Genomic DNA, 20,849 nt, shown 5'->3' with positions numbered 1-20,849 from the left:
ATGCAGCCGAATTAGTGGAATGAATCGTTTCAATCGCCCGTTGAACCCCACAGACCGGCACGAAGACTCAACGCCGGAAGAGCGTCCGAATCCCGGCACGAAGGCCCGGTTCGAACACGTTCGATGTGAAGGGATGAAACATCATGAAGAAGCTTGGATTCGCCACCATCGTCGCCAGCGGTCTCGCTGCCGCAGTCCTCGGATTCGCAGGACCCGCGCAGGCAACCATCGACCATCACGCGTTCATCAACGACATCACGCAGCCCGTCTACGTCCCGCACGTAGACACCACGGTGCATCAGAGCCGCTGACCGCGACTTAGACGAAGGGGATATCCGCACCGCGGGTGTCCCCTTCTTCTGTGTCTGGACCGGGATCAGGGTCGGATGGCGTCGATCGCCCGGTAGATGCGCTGCTCACTGACCGGTCTCGCGGTGCCGAGCTGCTGGGCCCATAGGCTCACCCGGAACTCCTCGATCAGCCGTGAGACGTCGCGCACATCGTCGGCGGCCGCGCGCGACGGCGAAAGCGCCCCGACGAGTTCGTCGAGAGCGTGCTGCAACACGTGCACGCGCAGCATCCGGTCACGGTCGGCGTTGACGCCCTGCGGCAGCCGGTCGAGGCGCTTGCCGATTGCGGTCAGGTAGCGGGCCAGATCGAGCAGACTCGTGGCTCCGGTGGCAGTGACGAAGCCCTCCGGGAGCAGGGCGGCCAGCTGCGCGTGGATGTCGGCGATGGAGTCTGCCTGTGCGCCAGGTGGCTTCTCGGGCAAGGCGATCTGGACCTCGCGCAGCGCGGCGAGCACCCGCTCGACCCGGCTGACGATGTCACGGGTCGTCTGGGCCATGGTCCCGGCCACCCGATCGCGCAGCGCGGTGAACTCGGTGCGGTTCCATGCCGGTTTCGGCGCGAGGGCGGCCACCGCGGCATCCGCACAGTCCTCGAGCAACGCGGCCAGGGAGCCGTCGGGATTGGCACCGAGCACGAGGCGGGTTCGGGTATCCAGTTGCTTCTCTAGGGCTTTCGCGGGCGACGGCACCGACAACCTCAGCAGTCGGCGGGTCCCCTCCCCCATCGCGGCGCCCTGTTCGGCCGGGGTGGCGAACACTCGCACGTCTACCGAGGTGCCCGCGTCGACCAACGCGGGATACCCGCGCACGGCGCGGCCACCACCAGTGGTCTCTACGGTGCGCGGCAATTCGTCGAGATCGCTCGGCCACGCGCGCAGTCCCGTCCGTTCGAGCGCCCCCGCGAAGGCCTCGGCGACCGCATCCCGCACCGGGGCGGCGAGCTGCTCCTGCAACGCGACGAGGTCCTTGCCGCGGGCCAGCTCGGCGCCGTTGTCGGACTCGACGGCGAACGTGACGCGCAGGTGGTCGGGCAGCTTGCCGAGATCGAACGCGTCGATCGGCACCAGCACGCCGGTGCGGCGCTGCAGCTCGCGTTGCAGAGCCTCCAGGAGGGGTCCGGTTCCCGGGTCCAAGGTCGTCAGGACGGCACGCGCGGTGTCCGGTGCGGGAACGAAGTTGCGGCGCAGGTCCTTTGGCAGCGAACGGATGAGAGCGGTCACCAGCTCCTCGCGCAATGCCGGTACGTGCCAGGCGAACTCGTCTCCGCCAAGGCGTGCGAGCACCTGCACGGGAATGTGCACGGTGACCCCGTCGTCCTCGCCGCCCGGCTCGAACCGGTAAGTCAGCGGCAGCGACAGATCGGCGGCCTCCCAGGTGTCCGGCTGGTCGGCGTCCTCGTCGTTGCGCAGCAGATCGGCGCGGGTCATCAAGAGCAGGTCCGGCGTGCGGTGCCGTTGCTTCTTCCACCACCCGTCGAAATGCCGCGCGGACACCACCTCCGGCGGCACGCGGGCGTCGTAGAACGCGTAGATCTCGTCGTCGTCGGCCAGTAGGTCGCGGCGGCGGGCGCGCTCCTCCAGCTCGGCCAGTTCCTCGTGCAGCCGGGTGTTGTCGCGGAAGAAGTGATGGCGGGTCTGCCAGTCGCCCTCGACGAGCGCGTGCCGGATGAACAGCTCCCTGGCCAGTTGCGGATCGATCTGTGAATAGCCGATACGGCGGTGTACGACGAGCGGCAGTCCGTAGAGCGTCGCCCGCTCGAAGCCCATCACCGCGCCCCGCTTGGCGTCCCAGTGCGGCTCGCTGTAGGTCCGCTGCACCAGCTCGCCCGCGACGCGCTCGACGACCTCCGGTTCGATGCGCGCCGCGATCCGCCCGAACAGCCTGCTGGTCTCCACCAGATCCGCCACAACGACCCACCGCGGCGGCCGCTTGGTGAGGACCGAGCCTGGCGCGAGGACGAACTTGGAGTTGCGGGCGCCGGCGTACTCCCGCGTGTCGCCCTCCCGTAATCCGATGTGGGACAACAGCCCTGCGAGCAGCGCGGCGTGCACGCGCGCGGGATCGGCCGGCTCTGGGTCGTCGCTCTCGCGGATGCCGAGGTCGCGGGCGATGCTCCGCAGTTGACCAGTCAGGTCCTGCCACTCGCGGATGCGCAGGTAGTGCAGGAACTCCTCTCGGCACATCCTCCGGAAGGCGCTGCCCGACAACGTCCTTCGCTGTTCTCCGAGGTAGCGCCAGAGATTGAGGTAGGAGATGAAGTCGCTGGCCTCGTCGGCGAACCGGGCGTGCTTCTGCCGCGCGGCCTCCTCCCGGTCGCTCGGCCTTTCCCGCGGATCGGGGATCGACAGTGCGGCGGCCAGCACCAGCACCTCGCGCACGCAGCCCTCGGCGTCGGCCGCAAGGATCATCCGGCCGATGCGCGGGTCCAGCGGCAGCCGGGCGAGGCGGCGGCCCAGCTCGGTGATGGAACCTTCGCCATCGAACGCGCCGAGCTCGCGCAGGAGCTGGACGCCGTCGCGGATGCTGCGCTGCTCGGGCGGATCCAGGAACGGGAAGTTCTCGATGTCACCGAGGCCGAGGGCCGCCATCTGGAGGATCACCGCAGCGAGGTTGGTCCGCAGGATCTCCGGGTCGGTGTAGCGCGGCCTTCCCTCGAAGTCGGCCTCCGAGTACAGCCGGATGCACACGCCTGGCGCGGTGCGCCCCGACCGGCCCGCCCGCTGCGCGGCCGAAGCCTGCGAGATCGGCTCGATCGGCAGCCGCTGCACCTTGGTGCGGCGGCTGTACCGGGAGATGCGCGCGGTACCAGGGTCGACGACGTAGCGGACTCCAGGCACCGTCAACGACGTCTCGGCGACGTTGGTGGCCAGCACGACCCTGCGGCCGGTGGTGTGCGGCGCGAAGACCTTCTGCTGCTCCGCTGTCGGTAGCCGCGCGTACAGCGGCAACACCTCCGTGAACTTCAGCGCGTCGCGCAATGCTTCGGCGGCGTCGCGGATCTCGCGCTCCCCCGATAGGAACACCAGCACGTCACCTGGCGGCTCGGCCTCCAGCTCGTGCACGGCGTCGATGATCGCCTCGGTCTGGTCGCGGATCTCGGTACGGATCACGTCATGGTCGGGATCGTCGGGGTCCTCGGAACTGTCGTCCGAGCGCGTGACCACTTCGCCTGCCTCCCCGAGTCGCTTCGCTCCTACCCGCCGTTCCAGTGGGCGGTAACGGATTTCGACCGGGTAGGTCCGTCCGGACACCTCGACGATCGGCGCGCCATCGCTGGATCCATGTTCGGCACCCCCGAAGTGCGCCGCGAAACGCCCCGGCTCGATCGTCGCCGACGTGACGATGACCTTCAGGTCCGGACGCCGCGGCAGCAGCTCTCGCAGATACCCCAGCAGGAAGTCGATGTTGAGGCTGCGTTCGTGAGCCTCGTCGAGGATCAGGGTGTCGTAGCGGAGCAGGCGGCGGTCCCGCTGAATCTCGGCGAGCAGGATGCCGTCGGTCATCAGCTTCACCAGGGTGCGGTCGCTCGCATGGTCGTTGAAGCGGACGGTGTAGCCGACGGCCTCACCTAGCGGGGTGTCCAGTTCGTCGGCGATGCGCTGCGCAACGGTGCGGGCGGCCAGCCGGCGCGGCTGGGTGTGCCCGATGGTGCCGCGGATGCCGCGACCCAGTTCGAGGCAGATCTTGGGCAGCTGAGTGGTCTTACCCGAGCCGGTTTCACCGGCGACGACGACTACCTGGTTCTCGCTGATCGCCTTGGCGATGTCACCGCGCAGCTCGCTCACCGGCAGGTCGGGGTAGGTGATAGCCGGGACGGCTGCGGTGCGGGTGGCGACGAGCGCTTCGGCCGCCGTGAATTGTGCGGCGAGCTTCTTCACCGCTGCGGGATCACTCCCCCGTAGGCCGCGGAGGCGGCGACGGAGGCGGTCGGCGTCGCGGATTGTCAGGCCATCGAGGCGAGCACGCAGCTCGCGCACCTCGTCGCGGGACGGTTCGGACACTCGGCCAACGATAGGCGGCGGCGATGCAGCACGATCGCCTGAGTCGTCGGACGGCAGCAGCCAATGTCGTCGGACGGGAGGACACCGGATCGGCGTTCACGGTCGAGCACTCACGCAGGCACCGTCGTGGCGACCAATTCGACCTCCACGGGTGAGCCCGCTGGGAGGCACTGCACGCCGATCGCGCTGCGCGCGGGCGCCCGTCATGGCCGGACTGGTGCTGTGCACCCTGTTCGCCATCCTGGTGTACTGATTCCGCATATGCGACAACCGGATCGGCCGCAGCTGGCCGGGGCTGCGTTGCTGCAGATTCACGTGGCCATCCCGCTGGGCGTCGCCGCCGCGGGCACAGTGGTGGTAGTGATCACCGGGCACCTTCTGTTACGCGAAAAGCACAGCAGAAGACTCGGTTTCGCTGAAGCCAACAGCTCCTAGCGGACGCCGTGGGCCGCAGGCTCGCGCAGGTGATGTCCGGTACGAGCCTGGTAGGCGACGGCGAGATTGAGAACTATCGACACGTCGCTACCCGCGGTCTGCACCCGATTGGCAGACCCTCGGCGGTTGTGCCGCACGGCACCGTGACAGCGGTCAGGCCGCACCAGCTGAACGGTCTGCACAGCCGCATCAGCGTCCCGACAATGGCGGCGCGACCTTCGTCATCGGGACGGTCCACACAGTCGGCCACCAGCGGTGCGGCTATCGGGGTCGTCGGGAGGACAAGGACGTCGACGTCGGCCATGCCTGCCCGCAGGCGCCGTTCGAGGACCTCGAGCTCGCGGACTGCGCCCGCTCGCGCCTCCGGGGTGATGCGCTCGGCTGTCGCGAAGTAGCTCGCCAGCTCGTCGCCGTATCGGTCGAGACGTTGTGGATACCATCCCGCGCTACGGTGCACGTCGAGGAAGTCCGCCAACACGTAGACAGCGCGCGGGGCGCTCCAAGCAGGAAATGGCGGCACATCGGCCGCCGCCAGGACGTGCGCGGCCTCCTCGACGGCGTCCCCGACCTCGTCGTCCAGCTCGCCGAGCGCGGCGCGCGCGACGGTGCCCACCCGCACGCCGGCCTCATACGTCGATGACATCCTTGACCGCGACCGGAATCCCATGCAGCGGACCGCGGAACCGCCCGCGTCGGCCTCCTTGGTCAGGTCGACGCCCCGACGGCAGCTGGTCTGCCGCCGCTGGCGTCGCGTCAGCGGTCCGGCGACCAGTACTCGAGCATCTCCGCGAAGGTGTCGAAGGCAGGCCGGGAGACGCCGTAGGTCGCCTCGAAGTGGATGCTCAGCGGGAAGCCGAGGTCACCGACGCCGTCGATCACCCGCTTGTAGAGGTCGACCAGCTTTTTGCGCTTGTCCGCCGGCTCGGCGACGGCCAGCTCCTTGACAAAGTCTTGCTCGGCGGCGACCACGGCGTTGCCAGGATCCTGGATCAGCCAGTTGATCAGCCCGACCTTGGCCTCCATCTTCGGCACGAACCCGAAGGACAGCAGAAAGTCGGGACGATGGTCCGTCGTCCTGGCGAACTCCGTGAGGAAGCCCACGACCGCATCCGAGTACAGCAGCTGGGTCAGGCCGTAGGTTGCGCCCTGGTCGCACTTGAAGTTGAACCGGCCCTGTTCGCCGTCGCGGGTGGGGATCAGGATGGCGCCACGGTTGGGGACGACATCGCCGTAGATCGACAGGGCGTCGGTGGGGGCGACGCCTGCGCCCTCGCCGTCAGCCATCGTGCGCGGCACGCCGACGAAGGCGATGCCGTCGAACCCGGCAGCCCGCAGGTCGGCCAGTCGCCGGCCGAGGGCGGGTTGGTCAAGGAACGAGGTCACCTGGGTGCAGAGGCCGTTCATCCCCGGCAACTCCGGCCTGATGATCGACCAGTAGTCGAGCACGTCCAGCTTCGGCTTCATCTCGATGGGACGGTCGTCGTCCTCCTCGATCATCCCGGGGACCATGACGTGGCGGATCCGGCCCTCGATACCTGCCTCGACGGAGAGCGCCAGCACCTTCTGCGCCTCTTCTTTCGCGTAGTCCGCACCGCGTTCCACGTTGGACGGCACGAGCTCCAACGCGATGGTGTTGAGGGCCAACGGACTGCTCCTTGTCACATCACTGAATTAACTGGCGGCGCATCGCGCGTTGCCGCGAATCGCAGGCCGCCGCGAGCACACCCTACCGATTCGTCCTGGATGGGCATGCAGCGGCGGGGCGCGGAGGACGCGTCCGGAAGCCCACGCGGAAGGCGTCTGTGGTGTCATGGCGCCCCTTGTTGGACAGCGGATCGTTGACCAACAGTACGGTACTGGACCGTACTGCCGAAAAGCTTACTAATGTGACGTCCGTGACTTCCAGCAGCGCTGACCGACCCGAGGTACCGTCGCCCTGGACTGCGCGCGAGACGGAGTTCCTAACCGTGACGCTCGAGTTACTGCAGCAGAACGGTTATGAACGACTGACAGTCGACGCGGTCGCGGCCGCTGCGAAGGCCAGCAAGGCCACCGTTTATCGCCGCTGGCCATCGAAGGCGGAGCTGGTACTGGCCGCATTCACCGAGGGCATCCGCCAAGTCGCCGTCTCGCCGGACACCGGCAGCCTTCGCGGCGACCTTCTGGCGCTCGGCACGATCATCCGTGAACAGGCGGCCAAGCACGCCAGCACGATCGGAGCCGTTCTCCCCGAGTTGACGCGAAACCCCGCACTTGGCGACGCCATGCAGCACGAGTTCGTCGACCAGCGCAGGGCACTCATCACCGACATCCTGCGTCAAGCGGTCGAGCGCGGCGAGATCGACGCCGCCGCGATCTGCGACGAACTCTGGGACGTGCTGCCCGGATACCTGGTCTTCCGGAACATGATTCCGGGCCGACCACCCACCGACGCCACCGTCATCGCGCTGGTCGACCAGGTGATTCTGCCGAGCCTGACACGGACCTTCCCATAGCGAAGTTAGGTAATGTTGCCTAACCAAATGCGGCTGATCGGACTGTCTTCACGCGCGAATCGCGCCTTCGCCCTCGTCTCGATCATCGTTCTCGGAGTTGCTCTGTTGAGCGGGTGTGGGGTGGCAGCGCCCCCGCGGCCGAGCAGACCACCGCAGGTGAGACGGTGACGACCCGCACTGGCATTCAGTGGACCCAACGCGATGCTCTACGCGTTGAACCTCTGGTGCCCAAGCTGAGCAACGCCCTGACGGGCAAGCCGGTCGAGGATCTCTCCGACGCCTGACGCTCTAGCGCGACCGAAGGGTTCCTGATCGCAGCGGTCCAAACGGAACCATAGACAGTCGCCATGTAGTGCATGGCTAACCTAAGTGGAACGGTGCGTGGAGGGTGCACCTCGCATCAGTCGACCGGCACCTGGGTTGGCGGGACGACGACCTCGACCACTCCGGTGTCGACGTCGTAGACCAAACCCGACACCAGATACGCCGGCGCGTGGATGCTGCGTCTGATGACATCCACGTCGACCCGTACTGAGGTGTCTGGGTCGCTGACCGACTTCGCGTCGAGCTCGGCGACCTCGATCTCGAAGTACTTGGCGAGCATGTCGGGAAAGGCCGCCAGATCGGTCATTCCGCAGTCGGTGTGGTGCAGTAGGACCAGGTTCCAGCCGGGCTGCGACTCTCCGCGTTGGCCTGGCCCACCTTGCTCAGCATCGCCAAGGTGCGCAGCGTGGCCGGGGTTATCCTGCCGCCAACGTTGCGGATGATGGCCGCCTCGCCGTTCGCGAGCCCGAGCACGTGTCCGGGGTCTACCCGCGGGTCCACGCAACCGATCACCATCACGTTTCCACCGGGGTTGATGGTCAGGCCCGCTTGAAATCCGTTGACCGCGAATGTCGCATTGCGGTCGACGAGGTCCTGGGGCGTGGTCATGTCTCTCCTCTGGTGTAGCCGATCGCAGCTCCCCGCGGGGAGGAGGAACGGCGTGGTCAGGTAGGTCCACAGAGCTTCGCTCGCGAAGTAGGCGGCATGGAGGTCGTTTCCAGGCTCAGGCGACGATCGTCGAGCACGGACTGCCTTCCTGCACCCGCCACCGGTGTGATCGGCATATGCTGCGAGTGCAGGTCGGCGGTGAGGGTGACGTCGGAGAACACGTCCGGCTTGCCCTTCATCCGCCATATCGCTCCGGTGATGGACAGCTCAGTCTGCAAGGACTGCAACTCATTCCAGCGATCCAGGCCGCCGTGGGCATCCACGGCCAACTGCAAGAGGTCGTTCATTCGCTCCTCGTATGCTCGGGTTTGTGGCCTGCGGTTTGTCCGGAGAACAGGTCCCGGTGCTCGGTGACGAACTCCACCACCGTTTCCGGTGGTGTCCCGGTGAGCCTTTCGACTGTGTCGGTGGCACGGTCGTACCGCCCGGCGGCGTGCAGTCGCGCCATGGTGGCGATGTGCCGAAGCGTATGCGGCTCCAGCTCTGCGGATCGCTGAAACGCCGACAGCCACTCCTCCAGCGGCGCGGGCGTGTAGGCGATGTGGCGACCGAGTGCCGCGGAGTACTCTTCGGCGATGCCGTGCAGTGACTGTGATCGGGCGCCCGTCAGGTTGTAGGCCTGCCCGATGTGTTCGCGGGGATCCACCATGATGGCAGTGATCACTCGCGCAACGTCTTTGGCGCTGATCGGGGAGGTGTGGGCATCACCGAATGGCAGCAGCAATGTGTCCGATTCGGAGATGCTGCGGGCGGCGGCAGTCGTGAAGAGCGGGTTCTCCAGGAACACCGTCGGGCGGACGTGGACGACCGGCAGGCCTGACCAGTCGAAGGTCCGTTCGGCGAGGTAGTGCTGGCGCTGTTGCGGCGACTCGTCGGTACTGGTCGACGTCATCTGCGCGACCGTCATCTGCGACATGTTGACGATGGCGTCCAGGGATCCGGTGTCGACGGCAACGGTCGCGAAGGTGGCGGCCGCCTCCAGGTAGTGCGGGGACACACTCATGCTGAAGTACGCGCGCCCGGCCCCAGCGATGGCGGCGGCGACGTCGTCGGGTCTGGTGAGGTCGCCCACGATCACCTCGGCGCCCGTGGCCCGCAGCGCGTCGGCGCGGGCATCGTCGCGGTGCACCATCGCCCGAACCGGTAATCCCTTGTCGCGCAACATGGTGACGACGCTCGCGCCAACCCCGCCCACGCCTCCGCCTGCGCCGGTGACTAGGAGTGGCCTGACGTCAGTGGTCATGTCTAGGTTCCGTCCGTGGGGATGGTGAACTGGCTCCCGAGTCGCCGGATGAGTTGGGCCAGCAGGTCGTCGAGTTCGGTGCCGACCTCGGCGATTTCGGCATTGTCGTAACTGTTGAACAGCAGGGGCGGAACATGCGTTCGGCGATCGTGTGATTGGCCATCAGATATTCGGTGGCCTTCCAGAACGACGGCGAGGACGCCATCAGCGCGGTGACGTCGACGCGGTAGTACCTCGTGAAGCCGTCGGGGCGGTCGAGTCGTAGACCACGAGGCTGCCGGGCGTGAGCACGACCTCTCGGTCGCCCTGCACCACGATGCTCGAGCCCGTGACCTGCGGCCCCGGAAAGATGCTGGCTCCAATGAATCTCGAGCGAGACGCGCAGTGCGTTCCACGACGTGGGCGGTCGACCGGATCGAACAGACGGTGAGCTGGCCCAGGTCACCGATGACGCCCTGCGCAGCCACCCGGGTCGTCCGGTTCGGCCAGGCGATCTCCACCGGGACGATCGTCGTGGCGATCGCCTCGCGCACCACCTCGGCGCGGTCGGTGACGGGGAACTCGTTCGTGTCGAGGACCAACGTCATGGGCGGCCTCCGGTGAATGTGCCGATACTAGATCGATCGGTCCGAAATAACTGTAGATCGATCGGTCCGAAATGTCGACCGGCGCACCCGTCGGCATCCCACGGACCCTACGATGAACACTGTGAAATCCCTGACCCCCGGCCTCGCCCGGTTGCCGTCGGACTAGAAGGACGACGGACATGGCGAGGTCACGCGAGTTCGACTACGACACGGTCGTGCGCGCAGCCCGCGACGTGTTCTGGGAGCGCGGCTACTCGTCGACGTCGATGGCGCAGTTGCAAGCCGTCACCGGGCTGAGTCGCTCGAGCTTGTACGAAACCTTCGAGAGCAAGCGCGACCTGTTCGGGTACGCGGTCAACAGCTACCTCACCGAGGTCATCGGACCGCTGCTGGGACCAATGGAAGCCCCCGATTCCGGTCGGGAAGAACTCGTCGAGTACTTCCTGTCACTCGCGCGGTTCTTGCGGGCGGCGCCGGATCAGATCGCCACCCGTGGATGTCTGATGCTCAACACGTTCATGGAGCTCAACGACCTCGACGACGCCGCCGCCACGTTGGTGCGGGGCTACCGCAGACGGGTGCGCGCCGCGATCTACAAGTCGCTCGCCGAGTCGGCAGGCACCGTGCGTGACGTCGATGGCACCGCCGACGTACTCACTGCCGGCCAGATCGGGATCATGGTGACCTCCCGCATCGACCCCATCCAAGCCGCGGAACTCGCCGAAACCATGGCTGCCGACATCGAGAGTTGGCCGCGGCCCGCAGGCGGCGACGGGTAGCCCCAGCTCCGCGCTGCGAGTTCCCTGCGCGCCGGTGAATGCCGACGCATTGTTGCGACGGTGAACGGCACTTTGCCTCAGGTGCACACATGCCCGTCCGCGGACGCGATCCACCCGTCCCGGTGCCAGGCTGGCGGCATACCGACGTCGATCTGAAAGGTCGCCCGATGTCAAGCCTGTCGTGGTGGGTCACTCGTTCGGCCGCCTCATCGCCGAGGAGCTGCTGGCCAACAATCTGGTCGCCGCTGCCGTCGCCATCGACCCGGCGGGCGTCGAGGGGGTCAAGGCGCTGCCGTTCGCGCAGCTGAAGTCGGCGTTCCCCGTCCTGGACAACCCCACCGACCTGCCCCGCACGATGTCGTTGAACGCCAGGCAGTTTCACTACCGACGACCACACCGTGCCGCTGAAGGTCACGAATGAGGTCGTCGCCATGAACGAGAAGAGCCAGGCGGTCACCGACTTCCACGTCTTCGAGGGCCGCGGTCACTCGCTGACCATCGACCACGGTTGGGAAGAGGTGGCGAACGTCGCGCTGGATTGGCTGGCGGCCAAGGGGTTTTAGCGTCGGTCCGACGTCCACGCGAGATCGGCAGCACGGTATGAAGGACCGGTGAACCTGACCCATGACGACACCCTCCGCGAGCTGACCACCGCCAACGGCGTACTGCGCTACCACGAAGCTGGCTCGGGCAGCCCGTTGCTCCTGCTGCACGGCTCGGGTCCCGGCGTCACGGGCTGGCGCAACTTCCGCGGCAACCTCGCCGTCTTCGCCGAGCACTTCCGTTGCCTGATACTGGAATTCCCCGGTTTCGGTGTCAGCGATGACTTCGGCGGGCACCCGATGCTCACCGCCCAGAAGGCGCTGGTGACCTTCGTCGACGCCTTGGGATTGGACACCATCGACGTGATCGGCAACTCGATGGGCGGGGGAATCGGCGTCAACTTCGCGATCAAGCATCCCGGCCGCATCCGACGACTCGTCAGCATCGGCGGCATCGGCCGCAACGTCTTCAGTCCCGGCCCCGGTGAGGGCATCAAGCTTCTCCAGGAGTTCACCGAGGAGCCGACCCGCCAGCGGCTGGTCGACTGGCTGCGGTCGATGGTCTACGACCAGGACCTGGTGACCGAGCAGCTCATCGAGGAACGTTGGGCGCTGGCCACCGATCCGGAGACGCTGGCCAGCGCGCGGCGCATGTACGGCAAGGAGGTCTTCGCTCAGTACGCCGAGATGGCCGAAGCCTCCGACACCCCACCGCCGTGGGCGATGATGCACAAGGTGAAGGCGCCCACGCTGCTGGCGTGGGGCCGCGACGATCGAGTCAGCCCGCTCGACATGGCGCTCATCCCGATGCGCACCATCCCCAACGCAGAACTGCACGTGTTCGGAAACTGCGGGCACTGGGTGATGATCGAACAGAAGGCGGCGTTCGAGAGCACCGTGCTGAGCTTTCTGCTCCGCGACCGGAGCTGATCGGCACAACTCACGATCGACGGACGGCGGCGGGGTCCACCATGGACGGAGTAGAACCGCACCACCCACACGACGGCAGGGGACACATCATGTCCGAACGGGTGATCGACCGGCTGAATGGTGTCGCCGACCAGTTGCGCGAGCAGGCCACCGACGCCGAGCGGCTGGGCCGGTTGCCCGACGAGACCGCGAAGCTGCTCAAGTCGGTCGGCAACATCCGATTGCTGCAGCCCGCGACGTATGGCGGATTCGAGGTGCACCCCCGCGAGTTCGCCGAGACGGTCATGGCGACCGCGGCACTCGATCCCGCCAGCGGATGGATCAACGGTGTCGTGGGCGTGCATCCCTACCAGCTCGCATACGCCGATCCGCGTGTGCAGGAGGAGGTCTGGGGCGAGGACCAGGACACGTGGATGGCCTCGCCCTACGCCCCCCAGGGCGTCGCCCGACCGGTCGACGGCGGCTACGTGTTCAACGGCCGGTGGCAGTTCAGCTCGGGCACCGACCACTGCGACTGGATCTTCCTCGGCGGCATGCTCGGGGGCGACGACGGTCGACCTGTCATGCCGCCCACCATGTTTCACGTCATCCTGCCGCGCAAGGACTACGAGATCGTCGAGGACTCCTGGGACGTCGTCGGTCTGCGGGGAACGGGCTCCAAGGACGTGATCGTGCGCGACGCCTTCGTCCCGGACTACCGCGTCATGAACGCCACCGAGGTGATGGACGGCACCACGCAGCGGAAGTCCGGCCTCAGCCAGACGCTGTATCAAATGCCGTGGTCGACGATGTTTCCGCTCGGCATCACCGCGGCGGTGATCGGCATCGCCGAGGGCGCGCTGGCCGCCCACCTCGACTATCAACGCGACCGCGTCACCGCCGCACGGACCGCAATCAAGGATGACCCCTACGTGCTGTACGCCATCGGTGAGGCCGCGGCCGACATCAATGCCGCCCGCCAGGAACTGCTCGCCAACGTCGACCGGATCTGGGACATCGTCGACTCGGGCAGGGAGGTGTCCTTCGAGGACCGGGCCGCGGGCCGCCGCACGCAGATCCGGGCAGCGTGGCGCGCGGTGATGGCGGTCGACCAGATCTTCTCCCGCTCGGGCGGCAACGCGATGAGGATGGACAAGCCCCTGCAACGGTATTGGCGTGACGCGCACACCGGTCTCGCGCATGCGATCCACGTGCCCGGCACCACCTTCCACGCCTCGGCGCTGAGCTCCTTCGGTGTCGATCCGGTCGGCCCGCTGCGGGCCATGATCTGATGCCGGACTTCCCCCAGATCTCCCTGCAGCTGCGAACATTCACCGACGACCCCAGCCACGACTGGTCGGCGACGCTCGGGCTCGCCAAGGCCATGGACGTCGCAGGCATCGACCGCGTCGTGGTGTCGGACCACGTGGTCTTCGGTGAGATGCCCGAGGCGTACGCCAACCCTGCCGTCGGAGGGGTGGCAGGCGGGCGGCAGCCCACCGGGCCCGACGGCCAGTGGCTGGAACCGCTGACCGTGCTGACGTCGATATCCGCAATCACCACGAGAATCCGGCTGGGCACCGCCATCCTGTTGGCAGCCCTGCGGCGTCCCGTGGTGCTGGCCAAGGAGGTCGCCACGCTGGACGTCCTCTCCGGCGGGCGTGTCGACCTGGGCGTCGGCGTCGGTTGGCAGCGTGAGGAGTACGACGCCGCGGGCCTGTCCTTCGAGGACCGCGGACGAATACTGGACCACACCCTCGAGGTGTGCCAGACGCTGTGGACACAGCAGCGGGCGTCCTACGACTCCTCCGAGCTGTCCTTCGATGGCATCCATCAGATGCCCAAACCACTTCAGCACGGCGGTGTTCCGATCTGGGTGAGCGGCACGGTCAACCCCGCCGTCGCGCGCAGGCTCAGCCGCTTCGGGGCGGGTTGGATTCCATGGGGTCCAGCGGTCGCCAACCCCGCGTCCGCGATCATCGCGATGAAGGATGCGATCGCCGGAGCCGGCGGCGAGCCCACACACCTTCAGGTTCAGGGCAACGCCACGACGATCAAGCGCGCGGACGGCTCGGTCGACGTCGAGGCCACCGCCGCATCGGCGCCTCCCCTCGTCGAGGCGGGCGTCACCGACGTCCGGTTCACGCTGTCGATACCCAGGGATCAGCAACACGCAACTGATCTGTTGTCTGAACTGGTCGGCGCCTTCCACGCCGTAACCAGGTGACGCCATCCCCGGTGACCGCGCCAGCCCGCCAGACATAAACCGTGGCGGCCCCGACAGGCGTGTCGCCGCCACCGTTTATGTGTCGCGCGCGGGGGACGCGGGAAGAGGCGCTACGCCGGGGCCATCGACACCAGGACGTAAGTACGCACGCGGCCATCAGCGAGGGGTCACCACCGCGCTGGCCATCACGCACGAACAGGTCCCCGACGTTGTAGTCATTGGACCCGGTGCCCTTGAGTTCCTGAACGTTCCATCCGTCGGTGAAGACCACTTCGGCCCGCGGCAGCAGCGCCACTAGTAGTTCGGGGATGCCTTCGCTGATCCAGCGCATATCACCGCCGTCCATCGGGACGAAGCCGGCGGCGATGTACTGCGAGTGTCCGGTTCCCGAGCCGAAGTTCCAGGCTCCGGTGAGACGATAACCACCGTCGACGACGACACCCTGCCCGTTGGGGGCGAACTGCCCGCCCATCGTGACGTGGTTGCCGTGATCGGTGAACACCTCCGCGAAGCCCCGTTCGGGAAGGTAGGACGCCGCGGCGAATGACGACGGCAGATTCGCGATCCCGGTCCAGCCGGACGAGCCGTCCTACCATGCCATTTCGATCCAGGTCTCGATCATCTCGGCGAACGAGGGCTCGACCCCACCGGCAGCCGCGGGGTTCAGGGCCGACATCAGCCCACTGGCCCACATCTCGTCGACGACCGCAGGTGACATCGTGCGCAACCTCTCGGACTCGCCCGCCTCGGCCCGCACCAGGTCCCGCATCCCGCGCGCCCGCGCGACGACATCGTCGTGCACCTGCGGCACCGCCGTCATCCGACTCTCCCGATCCGTTGCCCGAGACGCTACCGCCGCGTGCCGGGATCAGTTGACAGATTTCTCGAACTGTCCACTCTCGACGCCGAAGAAGTGCCACTGCCAGGGACCGAGTTCGACATGGAGACCGTCGCGCAGCTCGTCGCCCGAACAGATGAAGCTGTCACCGGCGATGGGGTCGGCGAGACGATGGGTGCGTCCCGCCGTGTCACCCCAGGGCACGCGTACGTGACCCGAAGCGGGTGCGGCACTGAGGTTGACGATGATCAGCCAGCGATGGCCACCGTCCCAGCACCACGCCACCAGATGCTGATGAGACTCGTTGCCCGGCCAGCCGAAAGTTTCGCAAAGACTCCAGTCCCCCGTTCGAAACGTGCTGTCGCGCAGCGTCTTGAGTAGCGATCGGTGAAACGCCGCCAGTTCGGGGTCGGTGTCTTCACGCGGCGAACGTCCGAGGAATACGGGCAAGTGATGTCTGCGGCCCTCCATCTGCCCGTGATGCACCAAGCGGGCACCGGCCTGCGTCAGCGTTGCCACCGTCGTGGCCTTGTCCCTGACGGAGTCGAATATCGCGGCCGAACGGGGCTCGTCGTGATTCTCCGCGAACCTCATCAACCGGTTCTGGAAGCATGCTTCGGCAGACAGGTGCCGCCGGACTGCTACGGCGTCGCCTGCGACGAGGTCGTCGTAGAGCCGCTTGTCGTAACAGAAGTCGAATCCTTGCTGCTGCAAGGGCCCCTCCAGGTCCCAGTAGGCCTCGGCGATGAAGGTGAAGCCCGGGTGGGTCCGGTGGACGGCGCCGATCACTTCTGCCCAGTACTCCTCGGCAGGCGGATCGCCGACGCGGTCACCCCATGTTCGGGCAAAGACGTCGTTCATCACCAGCATGGCCATGTCGCAGCGGACGCCGTCGCATTGACCCGCGATGTCGCGCAGCGTGTCCACCACCTCGTCGCGCAGCGCCGGTGAGAAGGTGTCGAGCTGCACGACGTCGGGCCACGCGGGAATGTACGGGTCCCTACCGTTCGCCAGCACCGTCCCATCGACATCGGTGAACGAGCCAGGGTCGGTCCGTAGCTCGGCCGAGGTGCCATGCACGAAGTACTCCGGACGAGTCGAGGTCCATGGGTGATCGGGTGCGACGTGGTTGGGAACGAAGTCGAGGATCAGTGCGAGGCCTCTGTCGGCAAGCACCGTTCGCGCCGCAGCCAGACCCGCGCGACCGCCGAGATGCCCATCGACGTCATAGCCTCGAATGCAGTAGGGAGATCCGACCACGTCGTCCGGCACCCAGTCCGGTAATGCCGACCGGAACGCTGCGACCAGGTCGCGGTTCGCCAAGGCCACGGCGGCACCGGCTGGGCTGCGCTGCCACACCCCCATCAGCCACACCGCGTCGAATCCAGCGTCGGCGATGGCGTCCCACTGCTCGTCGGGCACCGTTGACAGATCCACATGCATCCCAGCGCACCGGCTGAGATCGCTCAACCAGGGCCAGGTGTTGATTTCGTAGATGAACGGGTGACGGGCACGGGTCCACTTCTCTGGGGCGGCGGGCAGCGACGTCATCAATGTCGAAACCTAGTCCTCCCGCGAGCTGGGATGCTGGAGTCATGTCAGAGCATCCGCCCGTGCACACCGACCGCCGTCGGGCCGAGTCGTTCGGCGCCGCTGCGCAGGAGTACGACCGCTACCGCCCGCGGTACCCACCTGCGCTCATCGAGGCGCTGATCGTCGACGACGCTCCGAAGGTCCTGGACGTCGGCGCCGGGACGGGTATCGCCTCCGTTCAGTTGATGGAGGCGGGCGCGCAGGTCCTCGCCGTCGAGCCGGACGCGCGGATGGCGCGGGTGGCCGCCGGGAAGGGCGTCCGCGTCGAACGGGACACGTTCGAGGACTGGCAGCCCGCAGACCGGTCATTCGACCTCGTGGTCTTCGCCCAGTCGTTCCACTGGGTACAGCCCCAGCTCGCGCTCGAGAAGGTCGCGAGCGTCTTGGCACCCGGAGGTCGCCTGGCGCTCGTCTGGAATCGGATCACGCCGACGTCGCCGACCAATGACGACCTCAACGAGATCTACTCCGACTATCTCGATACAGGCGAAAGGCCATCCATCGAGACAGAAAATCAGGCGACGGCGATCCTCGAGGAGTGCGGCTTCGCACTCGATCGGCGTCACTTCGTCGAAGAGCTGCACTACGGATGCGATGACTGGCTGAACATGGTGTTCACGTTCTCCAACCACCTTGCGCTCGAACCGCTCCCGCGGTCGGAGCTGCGCGCACGTCTCGAACGAACGATCGGGTCCGCCGGGGTCACTGCTCGGAACGACGCGTTGGCGGTCATCTGCAGTCCGCGAGTCTCGCTGCCTGAGCCCTAAGCGGGGGGATCGGCCGGGTCGGTCTCGGTGGGTTCCTCGGCCTGCGGCCTACTCAGCCAGGTCCTGAGCCGAAGCAGCTGACTGACCGCCAGGCCCACACCCAGCAATCCCACGACGACGGCAATGGTTGCAGTGGTCACGGGGGCGCCCTTCCTTCGATCTCGAACCAGCCTAGAAGCCCTTCAGATCCTTCAAGGCCCGAACGGGCTCGGCACCGTGAATGGCCGCGCGGATCGAACTCTCCACGGAACTGTCGGAGACGAACAACATCTCGTCGCCCGCCTCGAGCACTTCGCCCGCGGTGGGCAGGATCACGCTGCTACCCCTGAGCAGGGTGACCAGAGCGGTGTTCGCGGGCAGATCGAGGTCACCGATGCGCCGACCGACGAGTGGATTGTCGTCGGGGAGGGTCAGTTTCGCCAGGTCGGCCTGCCCATGCCGCAACCCCATCAAGCGAACGAGGTGGCCGACGTCGATCGCGCCTTCGACTCCCGCCACCATCGCGCCTGGCGTCGAGACAGCCACGTCGATGCCCCACGCCTGAGTGAACAGCCACTCGTTGCGGATCTCGTTGATCCGCGCCACCACCCGTGGCACCCCGAACTCGGACTTGGCCAGGAGGCCCACGACGAGATTGGACTTGTCGTCGCCGGTGGCGGCGATCAGGACGTCGCAGGTCTCCACCCCGGCCTCCTCCAGCGTCGACACTTCGCACGCGTCGGCGAAGAGCCAGTCGGCATCGGGCACCACGTGCGGTTCGAACTTGCGACGTTCGCGTTCGATCAACAGAACCTTGTGGCCGTTGTCGAGGAGTTCCTGCGCGACGGATCGGCCGACATTGCCTGCGCCGGCGATCCCGATGCGTGTCTTGCGGTCCGTCACCCACACATCTTCCCGCATGCCGCGCCATTGCGAGGAATCGATGCCTGCGCCCACGGCACGACCCCGAACGACGCCCGTACTGAAATACTGACTCCACGCGACACTCCGGCGGCCGCGCCGTGCGCATTCGCCGATGAAAGCCCGCCGCCGCGATGATGTCTGAACGGAAACGAATTGAGCTTGCACGAGCTGTATCTGGCACTCCTGGTCGGCGGCTTCGTGCTGCTGGCCAGCATTGTCGGCACCCGGGTGGCCACCCGGGTGGGCTTTCCCAGTCTGCTGCTCTTCCTTCTAGTGGGAGTCGTCATCGGCGAGGACGGCCTCGGGCTGCAGTTCGACAACGTCGAACTCGCGAGGAACGTGGGCACGGCGGCACTGGCGGTGATCCTGGTCGAGGGCGGCCTGACCACCAAATTCGCCGACATCCGCAAGGTTCTTGCGCCCGCGGGCGCCCTGGCCACCATCGGCGTCATCATCAGCATGGTGATCACCGCGGCGGGAGCGCACCTGCTGCTCCGGATGGACTGGCAACTCGCGCTGCTTCTCGGGGCGATCGTCTCCTCCACCGACGCCGCGGCGGTGTTCTCGGTGCTGCGGGTGTTGCCGCTGCCCCGCCGCGTGGCCGGCTTGCTCGAGGCGGAGTCCGGTTTCAACGATGCACCCGCCGTGATCCTGGTGCTCACGTTCAGCGCGGTGCCGTTCATCTTCGAGCTGGAGAGCGCGGTTGCGGGTCTGGTGTACGAGTTGCTGGCCGGGTCCGCGATCGGACTGGGCTTCGGCTTCCTCGGCGCGCTCGCGCTGCGGCGCATCGCGCTGCCCGCATCCGGCCTCTACCCGATCGGCACGTTCGGGTTGGGCATCCTGGCTTTCGCGGCGGCCGGCTACCTCCACGCCAGTGGGTTCATCGCCGCCTATCTGGCCGCGGTGGTGCTCGCGAACTCCGGCCTGCCCCATCGCTCGGCGACCCGGTCGTTCGCCGAGGGGCTCGGCTGGCTCGCGCAGATCGGCCTGTTCGTCCTGCTCGGACTGCTGGTGGACCCCAGTGAGCTGGCCGCCGACGTGGTGCCCGCGCTCGTCGTCGGGCTGGTGCTCTTGCTGGTCGCGCGACCGCTGTCGGTCATCGGCTCACTCGCCGGCTTCAGTGTGCCGTTGCGCGAACAGATCTTCCTCTCGTGGGCAGGTCTTCGCGGTGCCGTCCCCATCGTGTTGGCGACGTTTCCGATCGTCGCCGGGGTTCCCAACAGCAATCGGCTGCTGAACATCGTCTTCATGCTGGTGGTGGTGTTCACCCTGGTGCAGGGCCCGAGCCTTCGACCGCTCGCACACATCCTTGGGCTGATTCCCCGTGACTCGCCACGCGAGATCCAGGTCGAAGCCGCACCCTTGGACGTTCTCGAGGCGGAACTGCTGACGCTGACAGTGCGACCGTCTTCACGACTGCACAACGTCACCGTCCTGGAACTTCGGCTGCCCGATCCCAGCGTGATCACCCTGATCATCCGCGACGGACACACCTTCGTGCCGTTGCCCGACACCAGGATCGAAGCCGGTGACGAACTGTTGATCGTCACCACGTCGAAGACGCGGGCCGCCGCCGAGCGCAGGCTGCGGGCGGTCAGCCGGCGGGGCAAGCTCGCGTACTGGTTCGACGAGTACGGCGAGCCGGACTGAATTGAAGCCAGGAGAGTGGCGTTCCAACTCGTAGACCAACGGCTGCGAAGCGCGCGGCCAGACATCGAGCGGAAGGAACGTGCACCGTGATCAATCGACGCCAGTTCTCCCTGATGGCGGGTATCGCCGCGGCGGGCACCGCCGCGGCCGCGTGCACGTCACGACCGAAGACCGCGACGGCCGGTCCGGCAACAACGCAGGCGCACACTGCGTTTCGGTCGCTCAAGCAGGTCGATGCGGGCGTGCTGAACATCGGTTACGCCGAGGACGGCCCCGCCGACGGACCTCCCGTCATCCTGTTGCACGGTTGGCCCTACGACATCCACAGCTATGCCGACGTGGCGCCAATGCTGGCCGCACGTGGCCACCGGGTGATCGTTCCGTTCCTGCGCGGTTTCGGCAGCACCCGGTTCCTCTCCGACGCCACGGTCCGCAACGGACAGCAGGCAGCCGTTGCGCAGGACGTCATCGCACTGATGGATGCGCTGAGGATCCCGAAAGCCGTTATCGCAGGCTTCGATTGGGGCGCCCGGTCTG

Annotated in this window: 24 protein-coding genes and 1 pseudogene; 14 read left to right on the top strand and 11 right to left on the bottom strand. The window is 67.0% G+C overall.

Going from position 1 to position 20,849, the window contains the following annotated elements; translation table 11 throughout:
• The first annotated feature begins 143 nt into the window (after nt 1-143).
• Entirely contained in the window at nt 144-311 is a 168-nt protein-coding gene (locus tag QOI01_RS30180) for a hypothetical protein (protein ID WP_526386914.1), read from the top strand.
• A gap of 65 nt (nt 312-376) precedes the next feature.
• Here the strand turns inward: QOI01_RS30180 and hrpA are convergent, their stop codons facing one another.
• A complete protein-coding gene (gene hrpA, locus QOI01_RS30175; RefSeq protein ID WP_526386912.1) occupies nt 377-4,351 on the bottom strand; it encodes an ATP-dependent RNA helicase HrpA in 3,975 nt (1,324 codons plus the stop codon).
• 261 nt (nt 4,352-4,612) lie between these two features.
• On the opposite strand from hrpA, the gene QOI01_RS30170 reads away from it, so the two are divergent.
• Nucleotides 4,613-4,786 (top strand): hypothetical protein, encoded by a 174-nt coding sequence (locus tag QOI01_RS30170; RefSeq protein WP_526386910.1) that lies wholly within the window; start codon nt 4,613-4,615, stop codon nt 4,784-4,786.
• Between the two features lie 73 nt (nt 4,787-4,859).
• Here the strand turns inward: QOI01_RS30170 and QOI01_RS30165 are convergent, their stop codons facing one another.
• Nucleotides 4,860-5,429, bottom strand: a complete 570-nt coding sequence (locus tag QOI01_RS30165; protein ID WP_526386908.1) for an amidase family protein — start codon at nt 5,427-5,429, stop codon at nt 4,860-4,862.
• 110 nt (nt 5,430-5,539) lie between these two features.
• Nucleotides 5,540-6,430 (bottom strand): mycobacterial-type methylenetetrahydrofolate reductase, encoded by an 891-nt coding sequence (locus QOI01_RS30160; RefSeq protein ID WP_526386906.1) that lies wholly within the window; start codon nt 6,428-6,430, stop codon nt 5,540-5,542.
• Between the two features lie 242 nt (nt 6,431-6,672).
• Here QOI01_RS30160 and QOI01_RS30155 point away from each other — a divergent pair, with 242 nt between their 5' ends.
• Complete coding sequence (locus QOI01_RS30155) at nt 6,673-7,281, top strand: TetR/AcrR family transcriptional regulator (protein WP_526386904.1); 609 nt, start codon at nt 6,673-6,675, stop codon at nt 7,279-7,281.
• Nucleotides 7,282-7,394: 113 nt separating this feature from the next.
• Nucleotides 7,395-7,565, top strand: coding sequence for a hypothetical protein (locus QOI01_RS30150; protein ID WP_526386902.1), 171 nt, complete (start codon nt 7,395-7,397; stop codon nt 7,563-7,565).
• Nucleotides 7,566-7,681: 116 nt separating this feature from the next.
• Here QOI01_RS30150 and QOI01_RS30145 read toward each other — a convergent pair whose 3' ends face one another.
• The 4 genes from QOI01_RS30145 to QOI01_RS30130 are packed head-to-tail and all read right to left on the bottom strand — an operon-like array spanning nt 7,682 to nt 9,517.
• On the bottom strand, nt 7,682-7,912 hold the full coding sequence (locus QOI01_RS30145; protein ID WP_526386900.1) for a carbonic anhydrase: 231 nt from the start codon (nt 7,910-7,912) through the stop codon (nt 7,682-7,684).
• Nucleotides 7,909-8,214 (bottom strand): carbonic anhydrase, encoded by a 306-nt coding sequence (locus QOI01_RS30140; protein ID WP_526386898.1) that lies wholly within the window; start codon nt 8,212-8,214, stop codon nt 7,909-7,911. The genes QOI01_RS30145 and QOI01_RS30140 overlap by 4 nt, the downstream gene beginning before the upstream one ends.
• A 56-nt stretch (nt 8,215-8,270) precedes the next feature.
• Nucleotides 8,271-8,561 (bottom strand): hypothetical protein, encoded by a 291-nt coding sequence (locus tag QOI01_RS30135; protein ID WP_526386896.1) that lies wholly within the window; start codon nt 8,559-8,561, stop codon nt 8,271-8,273.
• Nucleotides 8,558-9,517, bottom strand: coding sequence for an NAD(P)H-binding protein (locus tag QOI01_RS30130; protein WP_526386894.1), 960 nt, complete (start codon nt 9,515-9,517; stop codon nt 8,558-8,560). The genes QOI01_RS30135 and QOI01_RS30130 overlap by 4 nt, the downstream gene beginning before the upstream one ends.
• 384 nt (nt 9,518-9,901) lie before the next feature.
• Between QOI01_RS30130 and QOI01_RS30125 the strand changes: the two genes are divergently transcribed.
• The 7 genes from QOI01_RS30125 (at nt 9,902) to QOI01_RS30095 (ending at nt 14,561) form a co-directional block, all read left to right on the top strand.
• Nucleotides 9,902-10,120 (top strand): hypothetical protein, encoded by a 219-nt coding sequence (locus tag QOI01_RS30125; RefSeq protein WP_526386892.1) that lies wholly within the window; start codon nt 9,902-9,904, stop codon nt 10,118-10,120.
• Nucleotides 10,121-10,283: 163 nt separating this feature from the next.
• Nucleotides 10,284-10,883 (top strand): TetR/AcrR family transcriptional regulator, encoded by a 600-nt coding sequence (locus QOI01_RS30120; protein WP_526386890.1) that lies wholly within the window; start codon nt 10,284-10,286, stop codon nt 10,881-10,883.
• Nucleotides 10,884-11,067: 184 nt separating this feature from the next.
• Nucleotides 11,068-11,304, top strand: a complete 237-nt coding sequence (locus tag QOI01_RS30115) for a hypothetical protein (RefSeq protein WP_526386888.1) — start codon at nt 11,068-11,070, stop codon at nt 11,302-11,304.
• Nucleotides 11,305-11,314: 10 nt separating this feature from the next.
• Nucleotides 11,315-11,446: a hypothetical protein gene (locus QOI01_RS30110; RefSeq protein ID WP_526386886.1), complete on the top strand. Its 132-nt coding sequence runs from the start codon at nt 11,315-11,317 to the stop codon at nt 11,444-11,446.
• A 48-nt stretch (nt 11,447-11,494) separates the two neighbouring features.
• Nucleotides 11,495-12,355, top strand: coding sequence for an alpha/beta fold hydrolase (locus tag QOI01_RS30105; RefSeq protein ID WP_526386885.1), 861 nt, complete (start codon nt 11,495-11,497; stop codon nt 12,353-12,355).
• Nucleotides 12,356-12,444: 89 nt separating this feature from the next.
• Nucleotides 12,445-13,626 (top strand): acyl-CoA dehydrogenase family protein, encoded by a 1,182-nt coding sequence (locus QOI01_RS30100; protein WP_526386883.1) that lies wholly within the window; start codon nt 12,445-12,447, stop codon nt 13,624-13,626.
• Nucleotides 13,626-14,561 carry a TIGR03619 family F420-dependent LLM class oxidoreductase gene (locus tag QOI01_RS30095; protein WP_526386881.1) on the top strand — a complete coding sequence of 312 codons (936 nt, stop codon included), beginning with the start codon at nt 13,626-13,628 and terminating at the stop codon, nt 14,559-14,561. Before QOI01_RS30100 ends, QOI01_RS30095 begins: the two co-directional genes overlap by 1 nt.
• A 178-nt stretch (nt 14,562-14,739) precedes the next feature.
• Here the strand turns inward: QOI01_RS30095 and QOI01_RS30090 are convergent.
• Nucleotides 14,740-15,381: pseudogene (locus QOI01_RS30090) on the bottom strand (acyl-CoA dehydrogenase family protein); the annotation flags it as partial.
• A gap of 48 nt (nt 15,382-15,429) precedes the next feature.
• Nucleotides 15,430-16,950 (bottom strand): alpha-amylase, encoded by a 1,521-nt coding sequence (locus tag QOI01_RS30085; protein ID WP_526386879.1) that lies wholly within the window; start codon nt 16,948-16,950, stop codon nt 15,430-15,432.
• Nucleotides 16,951-17,012: 62 nt separating this feature from the next.
• Between QOI01_RS30085 and QOI01_RS30080 the strand changes: the two genes are divergently transcribed.
• Nucleotides 17,013-17,759, top strand: coding sequence for a class I SAM-dependent methyltransferase (locus QOI01_RS30080; RefSeq protein ID WP_526386958.1), 747 nt, complete (start codon nt 17,013-17,015; stop codon nt 17,757-17,759).
• On the opposite strand, the gene QOI01_RS30075 is transcribed toward QOI01_RS30080, so the two are convergent.
• Nucleotides 17,756-17,899 (bottom strand): hypothetical protein, encoded by a 144-nt coding sequence (locus QOI01_RS30075; protein ID WP_526386878.1) that lies wholly within the window; start codon nt 17,897-17,899, stop codon nt 17,756-17,758. The two genes, QOI01_RS30080 and QOI01_RS30075, sit on opposite strands and share 4 nt — an antisense overlap.
• Nucleotides 17,900-17,930: 31 nt before the next feature.
• Nucleotides 17,931-18,641, bottom strand: a complete 711-nt coding sequence (locus QOI01_RS30070; RefSeq protein WP_526386876.1) for a potassium channel family protein — start codon at nt 18,639-18,641, stop codon at nt 17,931-17,933.
• Nucleotides 18,642-18,815: 174 nt separating this feature from the next.
• Between QOI01_RS30070 and QOI01_RS30065 the strand changes: the two genes are divergently transcribed.
• Nucleotides 18,816-20,312, top strand: coding sequence for a potassium/proton antiporter (locus QOI01_RS30065; protein WP_526386874.1), 1,497 nt, complete (start codon nt 18,816-18,818; stop codon nt 20,310-20,312).
• An 86-nt stretch (nt 20,313-20,398) separates the two neighbouring features.
• Nucleotides 20,399-20,849: alpha/beta fold hydrolase (locus tag QOI01_RS30060; RefSeq protein WP_526386872.1), on the top strand; the 451-nt coding region annotated here is incomplete at its 3' end.

Origin of the sequence: Mycobacterium sp., from assembly GCF_032162605.1 — a bacterium.
In the GTDB taxonomy this organism is placed as follows: Bacteria; Actinomycetota; Actinomycetes; order Mycobacteriales; family Mycobacteriaceae; genus Mycobacterium.
Note: the sequence above shows the minus strand (reverse complement) of the source record. Positions and strands in the feature narration are given on the sequence as shown.